At 39.5% G+C, this 19,742-nt stretch carries 23 protein-coding genes; 11 read left to right on the top strand and 12 right to left on the bottom strand.

Going from position 1 to position 19,742, the window contains the following annotated elements; all coding sequences use genetic code 11:
- Positions 1 to 35 precede the first annotated feature (35 nt).
- Together ACZ9EE_RS22575 and ACZ9EE_RS22570 are read right to left on the bottom strand one after the other, a co-directional pair.
- A complete protein-coding gene (locus ACZ9EE_RS22575; RefSeq protein WP_476030727.1) occupies positions 36 to 278 on the bottom strand; it encodes a DUF2584 domain-containing protein in 243 nt (80 codons plus the stop codon).
- Between the two features lie 37 nt (positions 279 to 315).
- Positions 316 to 1,107, bottom strand: a complete 792-nt coding sequence (locus ACZ9EE_RS22570) for an alpha/beta hydrolase family protein (protein ID WP_476030725.1) — start codon at positions 1,105 to 1,107, stop codon at positions 316 to 318.
- Between the two features lie 128 nt (positions 1,108 to 1,235).
- On the opposite strand from ACZ9EE_RS22570, the gene ACZ9EE_RS22565 reads away from it, so the two are divergent.
- From ACZ9EE_RS22565 to ACZ9EE_RS22555, 3 genes are read left to right on the top strand one after another with little or no spacing between them, the layout of a single operon-like run.
- Entirely contained in the window at positions 1,236 to 2,252 is a 1,017-nt protein-coding gene (locus ACZ9EE_RS22565) for an ABC transporter substrate-binding protein (RefSeq protein ID WP_476030723.1), read from the top strand.
- Between the two features lie 19 nt (positions 2,253 to 2,271).
- Positions 2,272 to 3,048, top strand: a complete 777-nt coding sequence (locus ACZ9EE_RS22560; RefSeq protein ID WP_476030721.1) for an ABC transporter ATP-binding protein — start codon at positions 2,272 to 2,274, stop codon at positions 3,046 to 3,048.
- Entirely contained in the window at positions 3,029 to 3,835 is an 807-nt protein-coding gene (locus tag ACZ9EE_RS22555; RefSeq protein ID WP_476030719.1) for an ABC transporter permease, read from the top strand. Before ACZ9EE_RS22560 ends, ACZ9EE_RS22555 begins: the two co-directional genes overlap by 20 nt.
- A 29-nt stretch (positions 3,836 to 3,864) precedes the next feature.
- On the opposite strand, the gene ytkD is transcribed toward ACZ9EE_RS22555, so the two are convergent.
- Both ytkD and ACZ9EE_RS22545 read right to left on the bottom strand, forming a co-directional pair.
- Positions 3,865 to 4,335, bottom strand: coding sequence for an RNA deprotection pyrophosphohydrolase (ytkD, locus tag ACZ9EE_RS22550; protein WP_476030717.1), 471 nt, complete (start codon positions 4,333 to 4,335; stop codon positions 3,865 to 3,867).
- An 84-nt stretch (positions 4,336 to 4,419) separates the two neighbouring features.
- On the bottom strand, positions 4,420 to 4,743 hold the full coding sequence (locus ACZ9EE_RS22545; RefSeq protein WP_476030715.1) for a hydrolase: 324 nt from the start codon (positions 4,741 to 4,743) through the stop codon (positions 4,420 to 4,422).
- Between the two features lie 241 nt (positions 4,744 to 4,984).
- On the opposite strand from ACZ9EE_RS22545, the gene ACZ9EE_RS22540 reads away from it, so the two are divergent.
- Positions 4,985 to 5,242, top strand: a complete 258-nt coding sequence (locus tag ACZ9EE_RS22540) for a DUF6154 family protein (RefSeq protein WP_335571356.1) — start codon at positions 4,985 to 4,987, stop codon at positions 5,240 to 5,242.
- Positions 5,243 to 5,353: 111 nt separating this feature from the next.
- The gene (gene ytzI / locus ACZ9EE_RS22535; protein ID WP_476030713.1) at positions 5,354 to 5,530 is read left to right on the top strand and encodes a YtzI protein; all 177 of its coding nucleotides are present in this window, start codon (positions 5,354 to 5,356) and stop codon (positions 5,528 to 5,530) included.
- 38 nt (positions 5,531 to 5,568) lie between these two features.
- Here the strand turns inward: ytzI and ACZ9EE_RS22530 are convergent, their stop codons facing one another.
- Positions 5,569 to 6,042: an S-ribosylhomocysteine lyase gene (locus tag ACZ9EE_RS22530; RefSeq protein WP_476030711.1), complete on the bottom strand. Its 474-nt coding sequence runs from the start codon at positions 6,040 to 6,042 to the stop codon at positions 5,569 to 5,571.
- 150 nt (positions 6,043 to 6,192) lie between these two features.
- Between ACZ9EE_RS22530 and yidD the strand changes: the two genes are divergently transcribed.
- Positions 6,193 to 6,417 carry a membrane protein insertion efficiency factor YidD gene (yidD, locus tag ACZ9EE_RS22525; RefSeq protein WP_476033057.1) on the top strand — a complete coding sequence of 75 codons (225 nt, stop codon included), beginning with the start codon at positions 6,193 to 6,195 and terminating at the stop codon, positions 6,415 to 6,417.
- On the opposite strand, the gene ACZ9EE_RS22520 is transcribed toward yidD, so the two are convergent.
- The gene (locus tag ACZ9EE_RS22520) at positions 6,414 to 6,986 is read right to left on the bottom strand and encodes a beta-class carbonic anhydrase (RefSeq protein ID WP_476030709.1); all 573 of its coding nucleotides are present in this window, start codon (positions 6,984 to 6,986) and stop codon (positions 6,414 to 6,416) included. The genes yidD and ACZ9EE_RS22520 overlap by 4 nt on opposite strands.
- A 205-nt stretch (positions 6,987 to 7,191) precedes the next feature.
- Between ACZ9EE_RS22520 and ACZ9EE_RS22515 the strand changes: the two genes are divergently transcribed.
- The 4 genes from ACZ9EE_RS22515 to ACZ9EE_RS22500 all read left to right on the top strand — a co-directional run bounded on the left by ACZ9EE_RS22515 (position 7,192) and on the right by ACZ9EE_RS22500 (position 10,931).
- Positions 7,192 to 8,124, top strand: a complete 933-nt coding sequence (locus ACZ9EE_RS22515) for a metal ABC transporter solute-binding protein, Zn/Mn family (RefSeq protein ID WP_476030707.1) — start codon at positions 7,192 to 7,194, stop codon at positions 8,122 to 8,124.
- 133 nt (positions 8,125 to 8,257) lie between these two features.
- A complete protein-coding gene (locus ACZ9EE_RS22510; RefSeq protein WP_476030705.1) occupies positions 8,258 to 9,619 on the top strand; it encodes a cytochrome ubiquinol oxidase subunit I in 1,362 nt (453 codons plus the stop codon).
- Positions 9,620 to 9,634: 15 nt separating this feature from the next.
- Positions 9,635 to 10,684 (top strand): cytochrome d ubiquinol oxidase subunit II, encoded by a 1,050-nt coding sequence (locus tag ACZ9EE_RS22505; protein WP_476030704.1) that lies wholly within the window; start codon positions 9,635 to 9,637, stop codon positions 10,682 to 10,684.
- Between the two features lie 85 nt (positions 10,685 to 10,769).
- Positions 10,770 to 10,931: a DUF1540 domain-containing protein gene (locus ACZ9EE_RS22500; protein ID WP_476030702.1), complete on the top strand. Its 162-nt coding sequence runs from the start codon at positions 10,770 to 10,772 to the stop codon at positions 10,929 to 10,931.
- 51 nt (positions 10,932 to 10,982) lie between these two features.
- Here ACZ9EE_RS22500 and menC read toward each other — a convergent pair whose 3' ends face one another.
- From menC to ACZ9EE_RS22470, 6 genes are all read right to left on the bottom strand, one after another.
- The gene (gene menC / locus ACZ9EE_RS22495; protein ID WP_476030700.1) at positions 10,983 to 12,089 is read right to left on the bottom strand and encodes an o-succinylbenzoate synthase; all 1,107 of its coding nucleotides are present in this window, start codon (positions 12,087 to 12,089) and stop codon (positions 10,983 to 10,985) included.
- A gap of 5 nt (positions 12,090 to 12,094) precedes the next feature.
- Positions 12,095 to 13,573 (bottom strand): o-succinylbenzoate--CoA ligase, encoded by a 1,479-nt coding sequence (locus ACZ9EE_RS22490; RefSeq protein ID WP_476030698.1) that lies wholly within the window; start codon positions 13,571 to 13,573, stop codon positions 12,095 to 12,097.
- Between the two features lie 74 nt (positions 13,574 to 13,647).
- The gene (gene menB / locus ACZ9EE_RS22485; protein ID WP_476030696.1) at positions 13,648 to 14,466 is read right to left on the bottom strand and encodes a 1,4-dihydroxy-2-naphthoyl-CoA synthase; all 819 of its coding nucleotides are present in this window, start codon (positions 14,464 to 14,466) and stop codon (positions 13,648 to 13,650) included.
- Positions 14,467 to 14,479: 13 nt separating this feature from the next.
- Positions 14,480 to 15,292 carry a 2-succinyl-6-hydroxy-2,4-cyclohexadiene-1-carboxylate synthase gene (gene menH, locus ACZ9EE_RS22480; protein ID WP_476030694.1) on the bottom strand — a complete coding sequence of 271 codons (813 nt, stop codon included), beginning with the start codon at positions 15,290 to 15,292 and terminating at the stop codon, positions 14,480 to 14,482.
- Positions 15,289 to 17,043 carry a 2-succinyl-5-enolpyruvyl-6-hydroxy-3-cyclohexene-1-carboxylic-acid synthase gene (gene menD, locus ACZ9EE_RS22475; RefSeq protein ID WP_476030692.1) on the bottom strand — a complete coding sequence of 585 codons (1,755 nt, stop codon included), beginning with the start codon at positions 17,041 to 17,043 and terminating at the stop codon, positions 15,289 to 15,291. The genes menH and menD overlap by 4 nt, the downstream gene beginning before the upstream one ends.
- A gap of 2 nt (positions 17,044 to 17,045) precedes the next feature.
- The gene (locus ACZ9EE_RS22470; RefSeq protein WP_476030690.1) at positions 17,046 to 18,446 is read right to left on the bottom strand and encodes an isochorismate synthase; all 1,401 of its coding nucleotides are present in this window, start codon (positions 18,444 to 18,446) and stop codon (positions 17,046 to 17,048) included.
- 343 nt (positions 18,447 to 18,789) lie between these two features.
- Here ACZ9EE_RS22470 and ACZ9EE_RS22465 point away from each other — a divergent pair, with 343 nt between their 5' ends.
- On the top strand, positions 18,790 to 19,728 hold the full coding sequence (locus ACZ9EE_RS22465; protein WP_476030689.1) for a 1,4-dihydroxy-2-naphthoate polyprenyltransferase: 939 nt from the start codon (positions 18,790 to 18,792) through the stop codon (positions 19,726 to 19,728).
- Positions 19,729 to 19,742 lie beyond the last annotated feature (14 nt).

The raw sequence follows: 19,742 nt of genomic DNA, 5'->3' as shown, positions 1-19,742 counted from the left end.
CTTCAATTTTTCAATTTGAAGTAAAATCTTCACGGTTAATTCGTAGAATTTAAGGATACTAATTGATAGGTTACGGTTGTGGTGTTTCTTTGCCATTCCACTTTTTTAATTAGCCCCGTTCCACTTGAGTCACACTCGATTGTTTTTTTGACATCAATCGGTATTTCAATAGGATAAAGTCTATAACCTTCTTTCACTAACTCGAAAAGATTTTCCTCTATCCTTTGCTCCCTGCCCTTCGTCACAATCATTGTATTCATTTCAAGAGGCATACCCATACATATCCGCTCCTCCATTTATATTACTTTTATTTTATCATCTTTTAGAATGATTTTTCATCCACTTTGATAAATCATGGACCACTTTTCTGTTTACTGCTGGAGGAAAATAGTGGGTATACTCTTCAAAGTACCAGCACTCTACTGGTTTATCTAATGATCTTAACCTTTTCTCGAGACGGTGAGCGTGCTCAACTGTCACATTTTGATCCTTAACTCCATGAATAATAAGGATTGGGGCTTCCATTTTTTCAAGTTCGTATAGGGCTGTTCTTTCTTTATATCGTTCCGGATACTTATCAGGCGTACCACCAATAACTCTTTTCATCATTCTCCGTAAATCTTTTCTTTCATGATAGGTAAGGGTCATATCACTGACACCTCCCCAGGTAACGATTGAAGCTGCTTCTGGAAATTGAATACCTGCCCATAACGCCATCACCCCTCCGCGTGAAAAGCCAAAGATATGAATATCCTGAACCTTGGGAAGTGATTTCAATACCTGATAGGCAGCATATGCATCTTCTCTGTCTTCTCCTGCAAAATCTTCATTTCCCTCTCCCCCTTGGTTGCCGCGGTAATAAGGAGCAAAAACAATAAATCCTTCTGAGGCAAACTGAGCAATCCTTGCCGGTCTGACTTTACCGACATTTTTAATCCCGCCCCGTAAATAAAGAAAACCGTCCAGGTTTCCTTCCTGTATGGGCATAGCCAGCATCCCCTTCACTTTTAATCCATTTGAGAGATACGTAATCACTTTTAATTCAACATTTGGATTCGGAGAGGGAAAACGAATCATTTCTAGGATCCTGCCATTATTTTTGTCCATCTGTCGTCCATCCTTATATTTTTTAAAAAATTAATTATCACTGGGCATTCACACATTTTTTCACCCTACATACGATATCTTAGGCAATTAGCCCAGATTTATGAAAAGGGTATTAAAGGAGGTTCAATATGAAAAAGTGGATGAAATTAAGTTTCTCCTTACTTCTCATTAGTGTACTTATGATTTCATTGGCCGCTTGTAACAATGCTTCCGAGACCAAAACCAAGAAATTAGAAAAGGTTCGGATTGCGGAAGTGACTCGGTCCATTTTCTATGCCCCGCAATATGTTGCACTTGCCAAAGGGTTCTTCAAAGACGAGGGATTAGATGTTACCCTTACGACTACTCCCGGAGGCGATAAGACCATGACTACCTTACTTTCTGGAGGGGCGGACATTGCACTTGTCGGTTCGGAAACATCGATTTATGTTTATGCTCAAGGCTCTAATGATCCGGTTATCAATTTTGCTCAGCTTACGCAAACAGATGGTACGTTCCTTGTAGCAAGAAATAAAATAGACCATTTTTCATGGGATATGTTAAAAGGGAAAACATTCCTTGGTCAGCGTAAAGGCGGTATGCCGCAAATGGTGGGAGAGTTTGTCTTAAAGAACCATGGTATCGACCCGCATAAAGACCTAAACCTCATTCAGAATGTTGATTATGCGAATATAGCGAACGCTTTTGCTTCTGGAACAGGCGAATTTGTACAGTTGTTTGAACCAACAGCAAGTATCTTTGAAAAACAAGGAAAAGGCTATATTGTCGCTTCCTTCGGTAAGGAATCCGGTCATGTCCCTTATACCACTTTTATGGCCAAACAAAGCTATTTAAAAGAAAATAGTGATACTGTGGAAAAATTCACTAGAGCGATCTATAAGGCACAGCAGTGGGTGCAAACTCATAGCGCTGAGGAAATCGCCAAAACGGTTGCGGCCTATTTTCCAGATACTGATTTAGCTATCATGACAACGGTCGTAGAGCGCTACAAAAACCAAGGATCTTTTGCAACAGACCCAATATTGGACGAAGAAGAGTGGAACAATCTTCAGAACATCATGAAAGAAGCCGGTGAGCTTCCAAAAGAAGTTGACCATAAAACACTCGTGAATACGAAGTTTGCTGATAAAGTCACCAAAAAATAGGAAAGGGAGGCCGTTTTTGATGAGCTTTTTAGAAGTTCAAGAGATTCATCATACTTATTTAACAAAAGCCTCTGCCACCACGGCCCTCTCCAATGTTTCACTCACTGTTGAGGAGGGAGAGTTTGTCTCCTTCCTCGGCCCTAGTGGCTGTGGTAAGACTACTCTGCTCTCAATCATTTCCAGCTTACTAAAACCAACTCAAGGAACTGTTCTGTTAGAAAACAAGCCGGTTTCTACCTCTAAAAATAAGATTGGCTACATGCTTCAGCAGGATTATTTGTTTCCTTGGAAAACGATTGAAGAAAATATACTAATAGGCCTTAAATTATCTAAAATGCTAAATGAACAAACCAGATCGGCTGCCCTCAGCTTATTAAGCCAAATAGGTGTAAAGGGTGTCGAGAAACAGCTTCCAAAGCAACTATCAGGCGGGATGAGGCAGCGGGCAGCCCTGGTTCGAACCCTTGCGACAGAGCCGAAGCTACTGATGCTAGACGAGCCATTTTCTGCGCTCGATTATCAAACCAAGCTTAAGCTTGAAGATTTAGTTTCCCGTACCTTGGATGAGTTCGGAAAAACAGCTATCCTTGTAACGCACGATATTGGAGAAGCCATTGCGATGAGCGACCGAATCTTTTTATTCTCAGCGAAGCCTGGAAAAATTCACAAAACCTTTGATATGCCGGAAGATCTAAAGAAGCTGTCTCCGTTTGAAGCGAGAAACCACGAAGCATTTCAAGCAATTTTCCAATCGATATGGAAGGAGTTGGAGTCTCTTGAGCCAAGAAAAGTATAATGTTGAACTCCTCCATAAAAAATATCTCAGGTCCTTAACAACGGAAAAAAGGTGGGTTCGTTTTTATCAACTGATTATTTTCCTGCTCTTGTTTTTGAGTTGGGAGTTTTTAAGCCGGATGCAGTGGATTGACCCACTCCTGTTTAGCTCTCCATCTAAAATATGGACCCTATGTTTGGAGAAAATTCAAGATGGCTCATTACTGACGAATTTAGGTGCCACTTTAATGGAAACAATCATTGGATTTCTTGTCAGTACCCTGCTGGGTGTTATAATAGCAGCCTTACTCTGGTGGTCTCCCATGATTTCCAAAATACTTGACCCTTACCTCGTCATTTTTAATGCAATGCCTAAAGTCGCCTTAGGACCTGTCATCATTGTTGCCCTTAGTCCGGGATACACCTCCATTATCGCTAATGGAGTCATCATTTCAGTTATTATTACAGCGCTTGTTGTGTATACATCCTTCAAAGAAGTGGACCACAACTATCTAAAGGTCCTTCAAACGTTTGGAGCTACCCGCGTTCAATGTTTTAAAGAAGCGATCTTGCCGGCCAGCTTCCCAGCGATTATTTCGACCTTAAAGGTTAATGTTGGCCTCTCATGGGTTGGGGTAATAGTGGGCGAATTTCTTGTCTCTACGAAAGGACTCGGATATTTAATTATTTATGGCTTCCAAGTATTTAATTTCACGCTTGTATTCTTATCCCTATTGATTATCGCCGTATTTGCTACAATTATGTATCAGCTCGTAGAACTATTAGAAAAAAGATTAATTAAAGAATAGCAGGGGAAAAAACCTACTGCTATTTTCTTCTATTTTTTAAGCTGCTTGATATATTTAATGCATTCCCCAATTACTTGATCTTTCATGATAAAGCTGTACTCATCTGCAAAGCGAAGCGCCAATATATCTCCTTTGACAGAAACAGGCCCATTTGTTTCATAATAGGCATTGGTTTGCTTCACTCTTTCCACCTTTCCCCAAAAAACAGCTTTCACGAAAGCCCCCGCTGTGTCATTCACTTTGTATTCAGCGATAGCTTGCAGGTCTCCGAGAACCGCCCCAGTCTCTTCAAAGGTCTCCCTTCTTGCAGCCTCTTCCAGGGTTTCTCCATTTTCTACTTTTCCGCCAGGGAATTCCAAACCTCGAAGTTTATGATGTGTTAAAAACCAGCTATTTTCAAATTGACAAATCACCAAAACATGCTTAGGCTTCATATTAAAGGCATTATGACCAAATCTAAGTTCAATCGTATTTCCGTTGCAGTCGAGAAACTTATTCATTCTTTATCCGCCCCATATATTCTTAATGGTATAATTATATAGAAAAAAGGAGAATCCTTAAACTTTTGGATTCTCCTCACAGGATTACTGATTTTTAGGTAAAATGTTCATGCTTTCAATATGGTTTTTTGCCTCTTGGTCACCGAGTTGATACAACATACCATATACCTGTTGGATCGTGCTATCATATTGGTCATTTTCCCTGTCATAATGGTATTGAACAAAAGGGACGTGGGCTCTAAAGAAGTTCTTCCACTCTGTGGAATAGTTTTGACTAAACAGTTCTCTCAGCTGTGTAACTTCTTCATCAGTTGCTTGAATTTTATAGCTCCAAGTGGAACTTGAAGCATTAGTGGATATTTGACCGGTTCCTACATCAATGAAGTAGGTTTTCTTCTGTTCATCCATTACTTCAACCCCTTTTACTGTTTAGTAATGTACAAATAGAGAAATTTTATTCTTTTTCACATTTCGACTCATTTTTTAGCGATCTATCCTATATAATAAACATACAACTAAGAAAACAGATTTTTCAGTTAATTCATAAATCGAAAGGCAGGGATGATTTTATTCGTTTATGGGTATCCAATAAGTAGAGTGAATTCATTTTGTGGTCATACAATCCAAAGTTTAACCAGGGGGTGGAATAATGAAATTAGTCGATGAATTATATGCTATGTATCGGAACAAGCTAACCGGTGATGAAGAGGACATTGATATGCTGACATTCGCTTTTTTAGAAGAGATGTCACATGAGGATTTGCTCGCCTTAATTCAAGAGATGGATAAACAAGAACTATATGATTTAATGGGACTCTATCTGATTGAAAGCTTAAAAGGCAAGTTTGCTCAAGAAGAATACGGCCAGCATCGTTCACATACTTATTATCCTAGGAATATACATTGATTTACATAACACCTGACAAATTGGAAGCTGATCCAGCTTCCTTTTTCTTGTTTTTTTCAGAAATTTCTTCTTTTTTCATGATACAATGTGAAGAAAGGGAGGAAATAAATTATGTATACGGTTTTAGTGGTAGGTATTATTATTGTTATAGTTGTTTTGCTGCTGGCAGTTACAACTACTTCTAAAGCATATTCTTATAAACATACGGTTGACTCTTTAGAAGATAACCCATATAAAGATCAAGAAGAAAAACTGAATCAATCAAATGAAAATCAGGATAAACGCTAAAAAATTCCTATTCGCAATTGAATAGGAATTTTTTCGTTTTAAGCAAAGACCTGTTTTAAGTCTTCTTTACTGTGTTCAAGCCAAAAGCGCATTAACTGTTTGGCTCCTTCTAAATCATGCAGTTTAGCCTGGCCGCATTGTCGTTCATTTGCAGCAGGAACCTCAATAATTTCAACTGCATCTTTCATCGTATCTTCTAACAAGTCGATGATTTCCTCGACCGTTGGTTCCCCGCTAACCACCAAATAATAGCCCGTTTGGCAGCCCATTGGCGAAATATCAATAATATCAAAATGGTCATACTTTTCGGAATGCTTGCGAATATTAAAGGCAAGCAAATGCTCTAATGTATGGATGGCATCTGGTTTCATTGCCTGTTTATTTGGCTGACAAAAACGGATATCATATTTATTAACAACACCGTCACTGCCCACTTTATGAACACCGCAATGTCTAACATATGGGGCTTTAACAGCATTATGGTCTAGATCAAAGCTTTCAACTGAAGGCACGTTATTCACTCCTTTGTGTAATCTCTCTTTATCATACTATAAAACCCGACTAAATACATCACCTTAGTTACATTTAGCAATTTAGACGATTATTACTATTTATGGTATGTTGTAAGTATGAATCCTGTATTAAAAGGAGAAAAATCCATGCTGAAGAAATTCTTTATTTTGCTCATTCGTTTTTACCAAATAGTCATTTCTCCGATCAAACCGCCTTCATGCAGATTTTATCCTACATGTTCCCACTATGGACTAGAAGCCATTCAACGCTTTGGGGCAATTAAAGGCGGCTGGCTGACCATTAAGCGGATTTCAAAATGCCATCCCTTTCATCCAGGGGGCGTTGATCCTGTTCCGGAGAAAAAACAAAATTAGTTTTGATATCCATCGACAATTAAATCGAGCTTGCCTGTTTTAGGATCAATAACTAGACCATGAACAGGAACATCCTTAGGTAATAATGGATGATTTTTAATCATATCAACACTGTGCTTGACGCTGTCGGTTACACTTTCAAAACCTTGCAGCCACTGCTTAATATCAATCCCAGAGTATGTAAGGGTGCTCAGCGTTTCTTCAGAAATTCCTCTTTCTTTCATATTCTCAATCACCGGTTCCGCCTTCATCCCGCTCATACCACAATCGTAATGGGCAACTACCAAAACTTCCTGCGCTTTTAGTTGGTATAAAGCAACTAAAATACTGCGCATGACACTTCCAAACGGATGTGACACCAGTGCTCCAGCGTCCTTAATGATCTTGGCATCCCCATTCCCCAAATTTAATGCTTTCGGCAGAAGCTCTAATAGTCTGGTATCCATACAAGTAAGGATGACCATCTTTTTGTTTGGGAATTTGGTTGTTTCATACTTCTCGTATTCATGATTCTCTACAAATTTCTGATTGAAGTCTAAAATGTCGTTTAAAATTGATGTATTGTTCATTTAAATTCCACCTTTCATATTAAGCATACATAATATGCCTTGTAAGAAACAAATATTATACTTGCAATTAAGCTATTTTTTTTGTAAGATACTAATGGAAATCGGAATCGTTCCGTATTATGTATTATTTTCTTTCAGAATTCTAAAAATTTTTAAACAATAAATCGTAATAAATCCGATTTAATATATTATTGAAGGAGTAACTATGAAAAAATTCATTCTGATTCTCTCTTTCTTATTGCCATTAAGCCTCATCCTGTCTGGCTGTACGAATGGAAATAATCAATCGAAAGAAAAGAAAGATCAATTAACGATCTATACAACTGTTTTCCCATTGCAATATTTTTCAGAGCAAATAGGCGGTAAATATGTAAACGTAAAAACGATATATCCGCCTGGGGCTGATGAGCATACCTTTGAACCATCTCAAAAAGATATGATGAATTTAGCAGATTCAGACTTATTTTTCTATATTGGTCTTGGCTTAGAGGGTTTTGTGGAAAAGGCAAAAGACACCCTAAAGAATGAAAATGTTAAACTAGTACCGACGGCCGCTCACCTTAAGCTGCCAAAGGATCCGCACTCAGGTGAAGGAGAAGAGCTCGGTACTAATAATGTAAATCCCCATGTTTGGCTAGATCCGGTTTATTGTAAAGAAATGGCAGTGATCATTCGTGATCAGTTAGTTGGTAAAATGCCGCAAAACAAAGAACTTTTCAATAAAAATTATGATAAACTAGCTGCTGAGCTAGATAATTTAAATAATCAATATGAACAGACCATTTCAACTGCGAAACAGAAAAAAATCATGGTCACACATGCGGCCTTTGGCTATTGGGAAAGCCGTTACGGCCTGGAACAAATTAGTATCTCAGGCCTATCCACAACCAATGAGCCAACGCAAAAAGAACTTGAAAATATCATTTCTATTGCTGAGCACGAGAGGATCCACTACGTTCTTTTTGAACAAAATGTCCAGTCAAACCTTGGCAAGGTTGTCCAAAAGGAAATGGGGGCAAAAGCCCTCCATATTCATAATTTAGCCGTTCTATCTAAAGAAAATCTTAAAAATAAAGAAACCTACTTTTCACTCATGGAAGCTAACCTAAAAACATTGGAAACAGCGTTAAATCATTAACTTTCGACCTCCTTATTCTTTGGGAGGTCTCTTTTTGTTTTTTAAATTTATCTTTTTTTGGAAAAAATTACATAGGAATCTCTTGCCTGTAAACAATAAACACATACGTGTCTGAAAAGAAAGGGAGATCCGCATGAGTGATTTAGTGATTGCAAGGAGTTTATTTGGAACAACAATGGGTTTTCATATTATTTTTGCAACGATTGGCGTTGGACTGCCTTTCATGATTTTGACAGCAGAGATAATCTATCAAAAAACAAAGGATATCGAGTATGTTGTCATGGCTAAAAGATGGACAAAAGCCTTTGCCATCCTATTAGGAGTGGGGATACCGACCGGTACCATTGCAGGAACCCAATTATCCTTGTTATGGCCTGGATTCATGAAAGTAATTGGAATTGTGATGGCACTTCCCTTTCAAATTGAAATTTATGCTTTTTTTATTGAGGCATTGTTTATGTCCATCTATGTTTATGCAGCTGAACGGATTGCCCCATGGATGAGGATTGCCAGTTTAGTTCTTGTTGCAATCGGTGCAATGGGTTCTGCAGTGTTAATCACAAATGTTCATGCATTCGAGGGGACACCCGCAGGATTTAGGGTTGTGGATGGTAAAATAGTCGATGTTCACCCATGGGTTGCATTCTTTAATCCGAGTTTTTTTGTCAATGCCGGTCATGTCGCATTTTCGGCCTATACAACCGGAGCTTTTGTTGTCGCGACAGTTTCTGCCTATAAAATGCTTAAATCTGATTTCTCTTCAAGAGTCTTTCGATTTCATAGAAAAGCGCTAATGTTAAGCCTTGTAATCGGGGGGATTTTTTCATTACTAACTGCACTAAACGGACATGAAACCGCTCAAAGCCTTCATAAACATCAGCCTGAAAAACTTGCTGCTGCAGAAGGGTTATTTGAAACTCAATCCCATGCTCCACTAACAATAGGCGGCTTTACTGACAGGGAAACAGAAGAAGTAAAGTGGGGAATTGAAGTCCCCTGGGCGCTAAGCTTTTTGGCCGGTAATCGTTTTGATACCGTTGTAAAAGGCCTAAATGATTTTCCAGAAGATGAATGGCCGCCGTTGTTTATCCATACCCTATTTAACGGAATGGTTGGAATTGGCTCATTACTTATCCTCATTGCGTTTTTAGGGATATTTTGGAAGAAAGTCTTTAAAAATGAGCATTTACCAAAATGGTTGATGTGGTTGTATGTAGCTTCAGGTCCACTTGCAGTTCTAAGTATTGAATTCGGTTGGATTTTTGCCTGCACAGGAAGGCAGCCCTGGACGATTTATCGAGTCCTCTCCACAAAAGATTCGGTGACGACTGCCACAAACCTGGGAGTACTCTTTCTATTGTTTACAGCCGTATATATGATCTTAGCTTTATCAGTCATCTTTGTCCTGCGTTATTATTTCAAGAAAAATAAGGTGGAAGATGATCTCAATCGGGCGGAGCAAAAAGGAGTTCCACTGTTTAGTTCAAATTCTTAACGAGGTGATCCTACTATGTTGAACGCCTATCTTGCAATAACGGTACTCTGGGGCTTTGTTTTCATTTATGCGGTAATGGCTACGATGGATTTTGGTGCAGGGTTTTGGTCCATGGTTTATCTTAACCGAGAAAAAACCAAAGCGACAAATATTGCCAACCGCTACCTTTCTCCTACTTGGGAGGTGACCAATACCTTTATCGTTGCACTAGTAGTTGCCATATACAGCATGTTTCCCAACGGGGCTTACACACTTGGAACGATTCTGCTTATTCCCGGAAGTCTTATTTTATTACTATTATCTATCAGAAGTGCCTTTCTCGTTTTTTCTCACATAGCTGATGAATATGAGAAACCGCTGACCTATATATCCGGTATAACTGGTATTATCATCCCTGGATTACTGATTAGCGTTTTACCCATTACTCATGGGAAATATGTTGATTTTTCAACCTACAAGCAAACGTTGGACTTAGCCGGACTTTTCACAAGTCCAAATGAATATGCCTTCTTTGGATTTGCAATTACAAGCACACTTTTTCTTTCCTCGCTTTTATTGGCGGATTATTCAAAGGCATCCGAGGAATATGAGGCCTATAACGTTTATCGGCGAGATGCCATCATTATTGGTCCTATTTCTTTATTGATGGCTTTTCTGATTATGCTTACCCTAAGACAAGAAGCAGAGTGGATTTTCAATAAAATGATGAATGACCTTCCTCTTCTCTTTCTATCCCTAGGCTGTTTTATTGTCGGGGGGGTAGGTTTGTTCTTTCCTTCCGGGAAACAGAACATAAAAGGGCGACCTAGGGTTGCAGTAATAGCCATTACCGCTCAATATTTAGTGGCAAGTTATGTTTACGGAAAAGCCCACTTACCGTATATCGTATATCCGGAAGTAACAATTCATTCGGCTTTTACAGATCCTAATTCTTTCCGTGCGGTTTTTTTCAGTTATGTAGCTGGATTTGCCATTTTGTTCCCGGGCTTTATTTACTTTTGGAGTTTGTTTATGAATGATAAACGATACCTAAGACGAAGAAAGTTAACTGAATCCCGCAAATAGATGATACCGATTACTTACAGGCATGTTTTAAGAGTAATCATCAAATGCTATAGATGTATCTCAAACCATTAAGGAGTGATACAAAGTGGCAAAAGATGTGTTATGTGAGGTAAATAATTGTACGTTTTGGGCAAATGGAAATAGATGTAGTGCAGATCGAATCTATGTTGTTAGTCATACAGGTGAAACAGCTGATAATAGCAGAGAAACCGATTGTAAAACATTTGAGCCTGCCGAGCTGTCATAAAAAAGACAAATAAAGGTGAACCAGGGCATCCTGATTCACCTTTATTATTTTCTAAAATTGAAAAGTTCTCTTAGACAATAACGTTTCTTGCAGTCTTTTTTCATTAAGGCTGAACCCTATGCCTGGTTCAGCTGGCACCTTAATATAGCCATTTTCTACTTGTACCTCCGGTAAAATGATATCTTCCTCCCAAAAGCGATTCGAAGCAGATATATCTCCCGGAATCGTAAAACCTGGCAATGATGCCAGAGCAATATTATGGGCACGGGAAATTCCAAACTCGATCATCCCTCCGCACCAGACAGGAATTTGCTTGGCCAAGCAGTAATCATGAATTTGCTTGGCTTCATATAGACCGCCTAATCGGCCTACTTTAATATTAATGACCTGACAACTGCCCAGTTCGATTGCCTTTTTTGCATCATCAAAACTAACAATACTTTCATCCAGACAAATGGGCGTTCTTATTTCTTTTTGGAGTACAGCATGTTCAATGATGTCATCTTGGGCAAGCGGCTGCTCGATCATAAGCAGATTAAATTCATCTAAAGCCTTTAGCCGATCAATATCCTGTAATGTATAGGAAGAATTAGCATCTGCCATAATAGGAAGTTGCGGATATTCCTTGCGGATTTCAGCTAAAAAAGAATAATCCTGTTTGGGGTTAATTTTCACTTTAATTCGTTGGTATCCCTCTTCTAAATACTGCTCTATCTGGTTAATGGCATTGGCTGGAGAATTGGTCGCAACGACAACACCTGAAGCAATTATGGAACGGGTACCGTCAAGGATAACAGATAAGGGAGACGAATGTTGTTTTGCATATAAATCCCATAAGGCTGTTTCAAGGGCCGCCTTCGCCATATGATTTCTTCTAATTGATTTAAAAAGCTGTGCTGCTTCCTCTGGCCGCTCGATTGGATATTTTTTTAGCAATGGGATTAATATATCCGTTATTATATGTAAACTTGTTGTAACGGTCTCTTCTGTATACCAGGGGGTTGAAAAGGCTACCCCCTCGCCCAGCCCTGAGCGGCCGTCTTGATCGATAATCTTTACAATAATCCCTTCGCGGTGAGTAACGGCACCTAAGTGCGTGATAAATGGGGATTTTAAGGGCATTTGAATAATATAAAGCTCCGCCTGAGCGATTTTCATTTCCCTTACACCCACTCTCTCAGTTTTCTTCGCAGCAATTTTTTAGCGGCATTTCTTGGCAGCTGTTCTGTAAAATAAACAGCCTTCGGCACTTTATATTTTGCAAGCCGTTCCATCAAAAATTGGTGCAGCACCTCAATAGATAGATTCGTACCTTGCTTTTTTACAATAAAGGCTGCAGGCACCTGTCCCCACTTTTTATCCTCGATTCCGGTAACTCCAGCATCCAATACATCTGGATGTGACAGTAAGACAGCTTCAATTTCAGCAGGATAGATGTTTTCCCCGCCGGAAATAATTAAGTCACTGCGCCGATCTTTTACGTACAAAAAACCCTCTTCATCCAAGTAACCGATATCCCCTGTGTAAAGCCAGCCCTGACGTATCTTTTCTTCAGTAGCATCAGAACGGTTTAAATAGCCGGGAGTAACATTTGGTCCTTTAACGATAATTTCACCAGCAGTTCCTGCTTTCGCAGCTTTGCCATTTTCAAGCTCAATCTTTAGCTGTGAAGGGAATAACGGTTTTCCGGCAGAGCCAAGTTTTTGTAAGCTGTCTTCTGGTGAAAGCGTGACGATTTGCGAGGAGGTTTCTGTCATTCCGTACGATTGGAAAACGGGAATATCCTTACTTACACATGCCTCTAACAATGGTAATGGCGCTGGACCTCCTCCTAACAGCATACACCTGAAATAGCCTGGTAAACGCCTAGTATCTAACGCCTCCACAATTTGCGAAAGCATGGTACCTACTACTGACATGATGGTTACCTGTTTTAGCGAAATATCTTTAATGGTTCTTTCCACATCAAAGTTTTCATGGAGAACAATTGGCATCCCATAAATCACACTGCGCATTAAGATAGAAAAACCACTAATATGGAAAAGAGGAACAGAACAGAGCCAGCAATCACTTTCCATTACTCCGAGATTTAAGGCTGAACCTGTTGAGCTCCACCAATGATTCCCATATGTCTGGATCACTCCTTTTGGGTTTCCGGTCGTGCCAGATGTATACATGATCGTACAGATATCGGTGAGACTGATTTCTTCTTGTATAACTGGTTCCTCTGGTTCAATTTGAAATAGTTGAGCCTTAGTAATCGCAGTCAACTGTCCCAAGTGATGACTAACTTCTTTTTTTGTCTCGGAAAAGGAATCTTCAAGAATAAGAAAGGCAGATTCTGAATCCTTTAACTGCCAAATAAGTTCAGCTGCGGTCAGCCGATTATTAAAGATAACTGCCTTGACTCCTAATAGTTGTAAAGCAAATAAAATCGTGACCGTGTCCAAATGATTCTTTAATAAGATTCCCACGAAGTTTCCCTTTTGAATACCAAGGGCTTGAAGTCTTCCGCTTACTTCCAAGGAACGCTCATATAAATCATGAAAAGTTAACGTTTGGTCCTGAAAATAAATAGCGGTTCGATTTGGCGTTAAATGTGCACGCTTAATTAATAAGTTAGGCATTGTTTCCGTTTGCATTCTTGTACCCTCTTTTCTTTATATAAAAACAACAGCCTGATGGATACCATCAAGCTGCAGAAAAGATCTTAAGATCAAGGAAAACGCGGGAATTGACCAAAGTCAGGTTTCCGTTTTTCTTTAAAGGCATCGCGGCCTTCTTTTGCTTCATCCGTTGTATAGTATAGCAAAGTAGCATCACCGGCAAATTGTTGAATACCAGCAAGACCATCCGTATCGGCATTAAATCCTGCTTTTAAGAAACGAAGTGCCGTTGGACTTTTTTCCAGCATTTCTTCACACCACTTGATGGTTTCCTCTTCTACTTGCTCTAAAGGAACAACGGTGTTGACTAAGCCCATATCCAATGCTTCCTGGGCATTATATTGACGGCATAGATACCAAATTTCACGAGCCTTTTTGTGGCCGACAATTCTTGCTAAATAACCGGAGCCGTATCCAGCATCAAAGCTTCCTACTTTTGGACCTGTTTGTCCAAAAACAGCATTATCTGCTGCGATGGTTAAATCACATACAATATGTAAAACGTGACCTCCGCCAATCGCATATCCTTTTACCATCGCTACTACCGGTTTTGGAATAACCCGAATTAAGCGCTGCAGGTCTAAAACATTTAAGCGTGGGATTTGGTCTTCGCCTACATATCCCCCATGGCCTCTTACTTTTTGATCTCCACCGGAACAAAATGCTTTATCACCAGCACCTGTTAATACAATAACACCAATACTTGAATCATCTCGTGCATAAGCAAATGCATCAATTAATTCCATCACAGTCTTTGGTGTAAAAGCATTATGTACATGTGGACGGTTGATGGTAATTTTTGCAATCCCATTATAAGATTCAAATAGAATTTCTTCGTATTTTTTAACTGGAACCCATTCTACAGTCAAAAGAAATCCTCCTTTAAAATTTATTTGACAAAAAGTCACTTACTATTGTACCAAACTTTTCTGGTTCTTCCACATGAATTGCATGACCACTATTTTCAACGACCATCCATTTTGCATTTTTTATCCTGGCTGACATAGCTTCTGCAATGTGGCCAAACTTTAAATCTTCCTCACCTGTGAGCAGTAAGACCTTACAACTTAAACTGCCAAGTTCTTTCCACCATGATGGCTGAGAACCTGTACCCATACCAAGTAAACTATTGGCTAGCCCCTGGGGGGAATTCTTTAATCGCTGTACTCTTATTTTATTTTGTACTGAAGCAGGAAGTCTCTTCATCGTCTGAAACAAGGTGATATCCTCCCAATAATCAACAAACGACTTCACACCCTCATCGAGTATAAACTTTGCAAGTTTTGCATCGTTCATACGGCGAAATTCTCTTTCGCTTTCTGTTTTAAGACCAGGCGAAGAGCTTTCCAAGATCAGCTTACGGACACGGTTCGGGAAAATCATCGCAAACGTTAGAGCTAGTCTGCCACCCATAGAATAGCCAAGCAGGTCTATTTGTTCAACAACCATTTGATCCAAAATCGTATTTAAGCTGTGTGCCATAGCTTCGATTTGATAATGCTTTAGCCCTTCAGGAGATTCCGTTCGACCATGTCCAATAATATCAGGAACTATTAACCTCGAGTGGCTGCCCCATCGATCAAAAAACGATGCCCAGGTAGACGAATCTCCTGTAAAGCCATGCAGTAAGACCAGCGGAAAACCTTCACCAGTAACCTCTAGATGAAAGCGAATCCCATCGACAATCACTATCATTTCTGCTCCCCATTGACAAGATTTGATATTTCCTGGGAAACAGAACGCCAAAATTTACGATGTTCATCTCGATTTCTGTCTCTATTTGTTTCAACCTCGTAAACATGGATACCCTTTTGCTGGTTGCTTTGTTTTAAAAGGTCTGCAAGTTGGTCCCAATTTGCGATTTTAGTGTAATGTCCATTAAACATTTTAACAGCATGCTCAAAGTTAATATTCAATGGTGTACCAAACAATAATTCAAAATGTTTAGGATGCTCTGACTGAGGAAGGAAAGAAAAGATTCCGCCCCCATTATTGTTAACGAGAATGATATGGATATCAATATCGTAAAGTTTGGCCGCAATCAAACCATTTAAATCATGAAAAAAGGTTAAATCTCCCAGCACTAAATATAAGGACTTTGTATAAACAGCGGCACCGATGGCTGTTGAAACGGTCCCATCGATTCCATTAGCCCCTCGATTTGCCATTACCTTAATCGATTTATTATTGCTTAAGAAAAAACTATCCAAATCACGGATTGGCATACTGTTACCGACAAAAAGAGCAGCTTCTTCAGGAAGCATATCTGCTAATTGATAGAATAACTTACCTTCACTCAATTCTTTTTCATCTCGGATAACGGCCATATTTTCTTTTGTAAGTTGATTCACTTTTCTCCAATCATCTAAAAATACAGAAGAGGAATTAGCACTCAAATTCTTGGTTAATATTTTTTCACAAAAAGTCGTTTCATTGCAAAAAATCATATTGGTTGATAATGCCGAAGGATCGCGCCAGCCACCTCCGCCATCAATTACAAATTGAGCAGCATCGTGATTTTCTTTTAAGAATATCGTTAACGCTTTCGAAACTGGCATTGCCCCAAATCTTAACACAACATCCGGCTTTAGGAAGGACTTTGCATCTTCATTCCTTAAAAAGGTATCGTAAGCCTCAATAACATTCTCAAACTGATGGGATCCGCTTCGTAATTGTGATAACGGGTCCGCTAAAATTGGATAGTTTAAAAGGGCTCCAAGTTGAGTGACAGCTTCCACAAATTTCTCATCCCCTAAATTACCGCATACAATGATCCCCTTTTCTTTTCCAGTCAATTGACTAGCAATTTCTTTGAACTCTTCATCACTTATCGTTATATCCCCATTGTTGACCTTGACATACCCCTGGGGCCGTTCGGAGAGCTCAAAGAGATTTTCGTCTATTTTCGGAATGAGCGGTTCACGGAAAGGAAAGTTCAAATGAACGGGACCGGCAGGTGCTTGGGTTGCAATCGCAGCTGCCCTTGCACAAATCGTTCTCGCATAGCGAAGCATCTCATTGCTTTTCTCCGGGAGCGCCATATCAGCAAACCATTTTACCTGATGGCCATACAAATGAAGCTGATCAATTGCTTGCGGTGCACCCACCTCTCGTAATTCATGAGGTCTGTCAGCAGTTAGTACAAGCAAAGGGACACGCGAATATTTTGCCTCCACAATGGCTGGAAAATAATTAGCGGCTGCCGTTCCGGATGTGCACAAAATCGCTACTGGCTTGTTTTTAGCTTTTGCCATACCTAGTCCAAAAAAAGCAGCTGAACGCTCATCAACATGGATATGAACTTTTAAATCTGGGTGTTCTGCCATCACCATAGCCATCGGAGTTGACCTAGAACCCGGACTGACGACTACATCAGTAATACCCGTTAATACAAGTTCTGAAACAAAGGCTGCAATATAAGCCGTTAATGATTCTTGATGATTCATAATTATCTTCCTCCAAGGGCCCGAAGCATTGGTCTAAACTTTAAACTTGTTTCTAAATATTCTTCTTCAGAGCGGGAATCCGCTACCACCCCGCACCCGGCAAACAAAGAAACTTCATCTCCTTGAATGAGCCCGGAGCGAATAGCTACGGCGAATTCACCATTTTGCTGATAATCGACCCAGCCAAGCGGGCCGCCAAATAAACCTCGGTCAAGTTGTTCTACTGCTCTTATTTTTTCTACGGCTGAAGTTTTGGGAAGTCCTCCAAGTGCAGGTGTGGGATGAAGCTTCTCCACAAGCAATAAAAGGGAAGTGTTGGCACCGCACTTTCCAATTACCGGTGTATATAAGTGTTGAATATCCCGCATTTTCATTAGTTGAGGGTGATCTGGGAGAATAACCTCTTTACACGATTGCTCCAGTGCTTCCTTAATCATCTCGACTACATACCCGTGTTCTATTAGATTTTTTTGATCAGCTAAAAGAGTTTGTCCTAAAGCCTGGTCCTCTTCCTCTGAAGACCCGCGGGAAATCGAACCAGCCAAGCAGGTTGAATAAACTTCATCACCTTGCTTCTTGATTAGGCGCTCCGGCGAGGCCCCTATAAAACAATCTCCATTTGATTCAAACGCAAAAATATAGCTGGCCGGCTGCTGTGTATATAAATTCTCTAGGACTGATTCCGCTTCTACATCTGAACTAAACACCAGTCTAAGCTCACGAGCAAGCACGACCTTCTTCAATGGACCATGTGCTAACTCATTCACTACTCCATCAACCGTTTGCTTCCATCCATCAGGAGAGACTTCACCTTTCCTTATTAAAGAGGGAGATTTTGTGTTAAGATTGTTTCTTAAAGAATTAAGCAGTTGATTTCTTTCTTCCATACTCTTGCTATATAAGGATAGATCATCATTCGGTGTAAAGATAATATTTGTGGTTAAATAGGTTTCACCATGGACAATACTCAATAAGAATTTGGGTATGTGAAATAAAGAATCTGCAAATTTGGACCAAAGATCGGTTTTTTCTTTAAAAGGATCAAACGAAAAGCCACCAAACATAAGAGGCCCAACACCGTCTACTTTATAATCATTAAAAATAAAACTGTCTTTTAAAAAGCTCTTCCACTCTTTTTCAACATGAAAAAAGCGGTCAGCAGCCTGATCCGATAGAAATTGCTTTGAAATTCCAAGTCCAATTAGGACCATCTCGTTTGCCGGGTCTTTCCAAAAAAAGCGTTCCCCGCAATAATGGTCTTTTCCGGTATTAAAAAAGGATAAAGGATTAGTCGTGTCCATTTTATGAACTTCACTCATTAAAATAGGCCGGCCTAATTCTCTTGCCCGTTTTACCCCTAAAAGACCCCTTTCTTTTATTTCTGTTTCTTGAATGGTAATCAAACAAATCCCTCCAAAACAGCCGAAATGACTGTTATCCATTCATTTTAAAGCCTATTCTAAGATACTACTCCCAATGTAAATAAGTCAATAAAACTAGTCACTACCTGACCAGCTTTATTCCTTAATTATATATCAAAATGCCTAAACAAGGTTGCGAGCGGTTTTATACCTTCAGTTTTCCACGAAAAACAGATAATAATCGAAAGGGATTATCTTCTAATTTTGAAAACAAAAATTAATTGACACTAAACATGGAATTCCATACACTTAGGTGTGGGAATACAACCATTAATACGAATAATACTTCATTATATAGAGAGAAAATTAATAAGGGGGAGAAATAATGGAGTCAAATATACAGCAAAACTCCAAGCAGTCCGTTGAAGCGAACCGCGGGTTTCAAGTTTGGTGGAAAATGACCCGGCCTCATACACTAACGGCATCATTCGTACCGGTTCTGCTTGGTACAGCATTAGCTTTTAAAACGGGTAAAGTCCACATTGGCCTGTTTATTGCCATGCTTATCGCCAGTATGTTAATTCAAGCGGCAACCAATATGTTTAACGAATACTTCGATTATAAACGCGGATTAGATACTGAAGAATCTGTTGGAATTGGCGGAACTATTGTTAGGGATGGAATTAAACCCAAAACCGTTATCAATCTTGCTTTTGGGTTCTACATGATCGCTTTATTGTTAGGAGTATATATTTGTGCCAATAGCAGCTGGTGGTTAGCCATTGTTGGACTAGTTTGTATGGCTGTAGGCTATTTCTACACCGGTGGTCCTGTTCCGATTGCCTACACACCATTTGGTGAAATTCTTTCTGGATTCTTTATGGGCATGCTGATTATTTTAATATCTTTCTTTATTCAAACTGGTACAGTCGATCGATCAAGTATTCTTCTTTCTGTGCCTAGTATGGTTTTAGTAGGAATGATTATGCTTTCCAATAACATTCGTGATCTTGATGGTGATAAAGAGAATGGCCGTAAAACGGTAGCCATTTTATTAGGAAAAAAGAAGGCGATTTATCTGCTAGCTGGAATGTTTGCCTTTTCTTATATTTGGATTTTGGGACTAATCATTAGTGGTATTGCACCATTTTGGACAGCTATTGTCATTTTAAGTGTTCCAAAGCCAATTAAAGCAATCAAGGGTTTTAATGAGAATAATGTGCCAATAAAAATGGCCCCCGCGATGATTGCAACTGCTCAAACCAATACCATTTTTGGATTTCTACTCGCAATCGGCATTTTCATTGGCCACTTCTTTTCATAAACAAAGCTTCTGCC

The sequence above is a fragment of the Bacillus sp. URHA0034 genome, from assembly GCF_056280405.1.
This window is presented reverse-complemented; position numbering and strand designations above follow the sequence as displayed.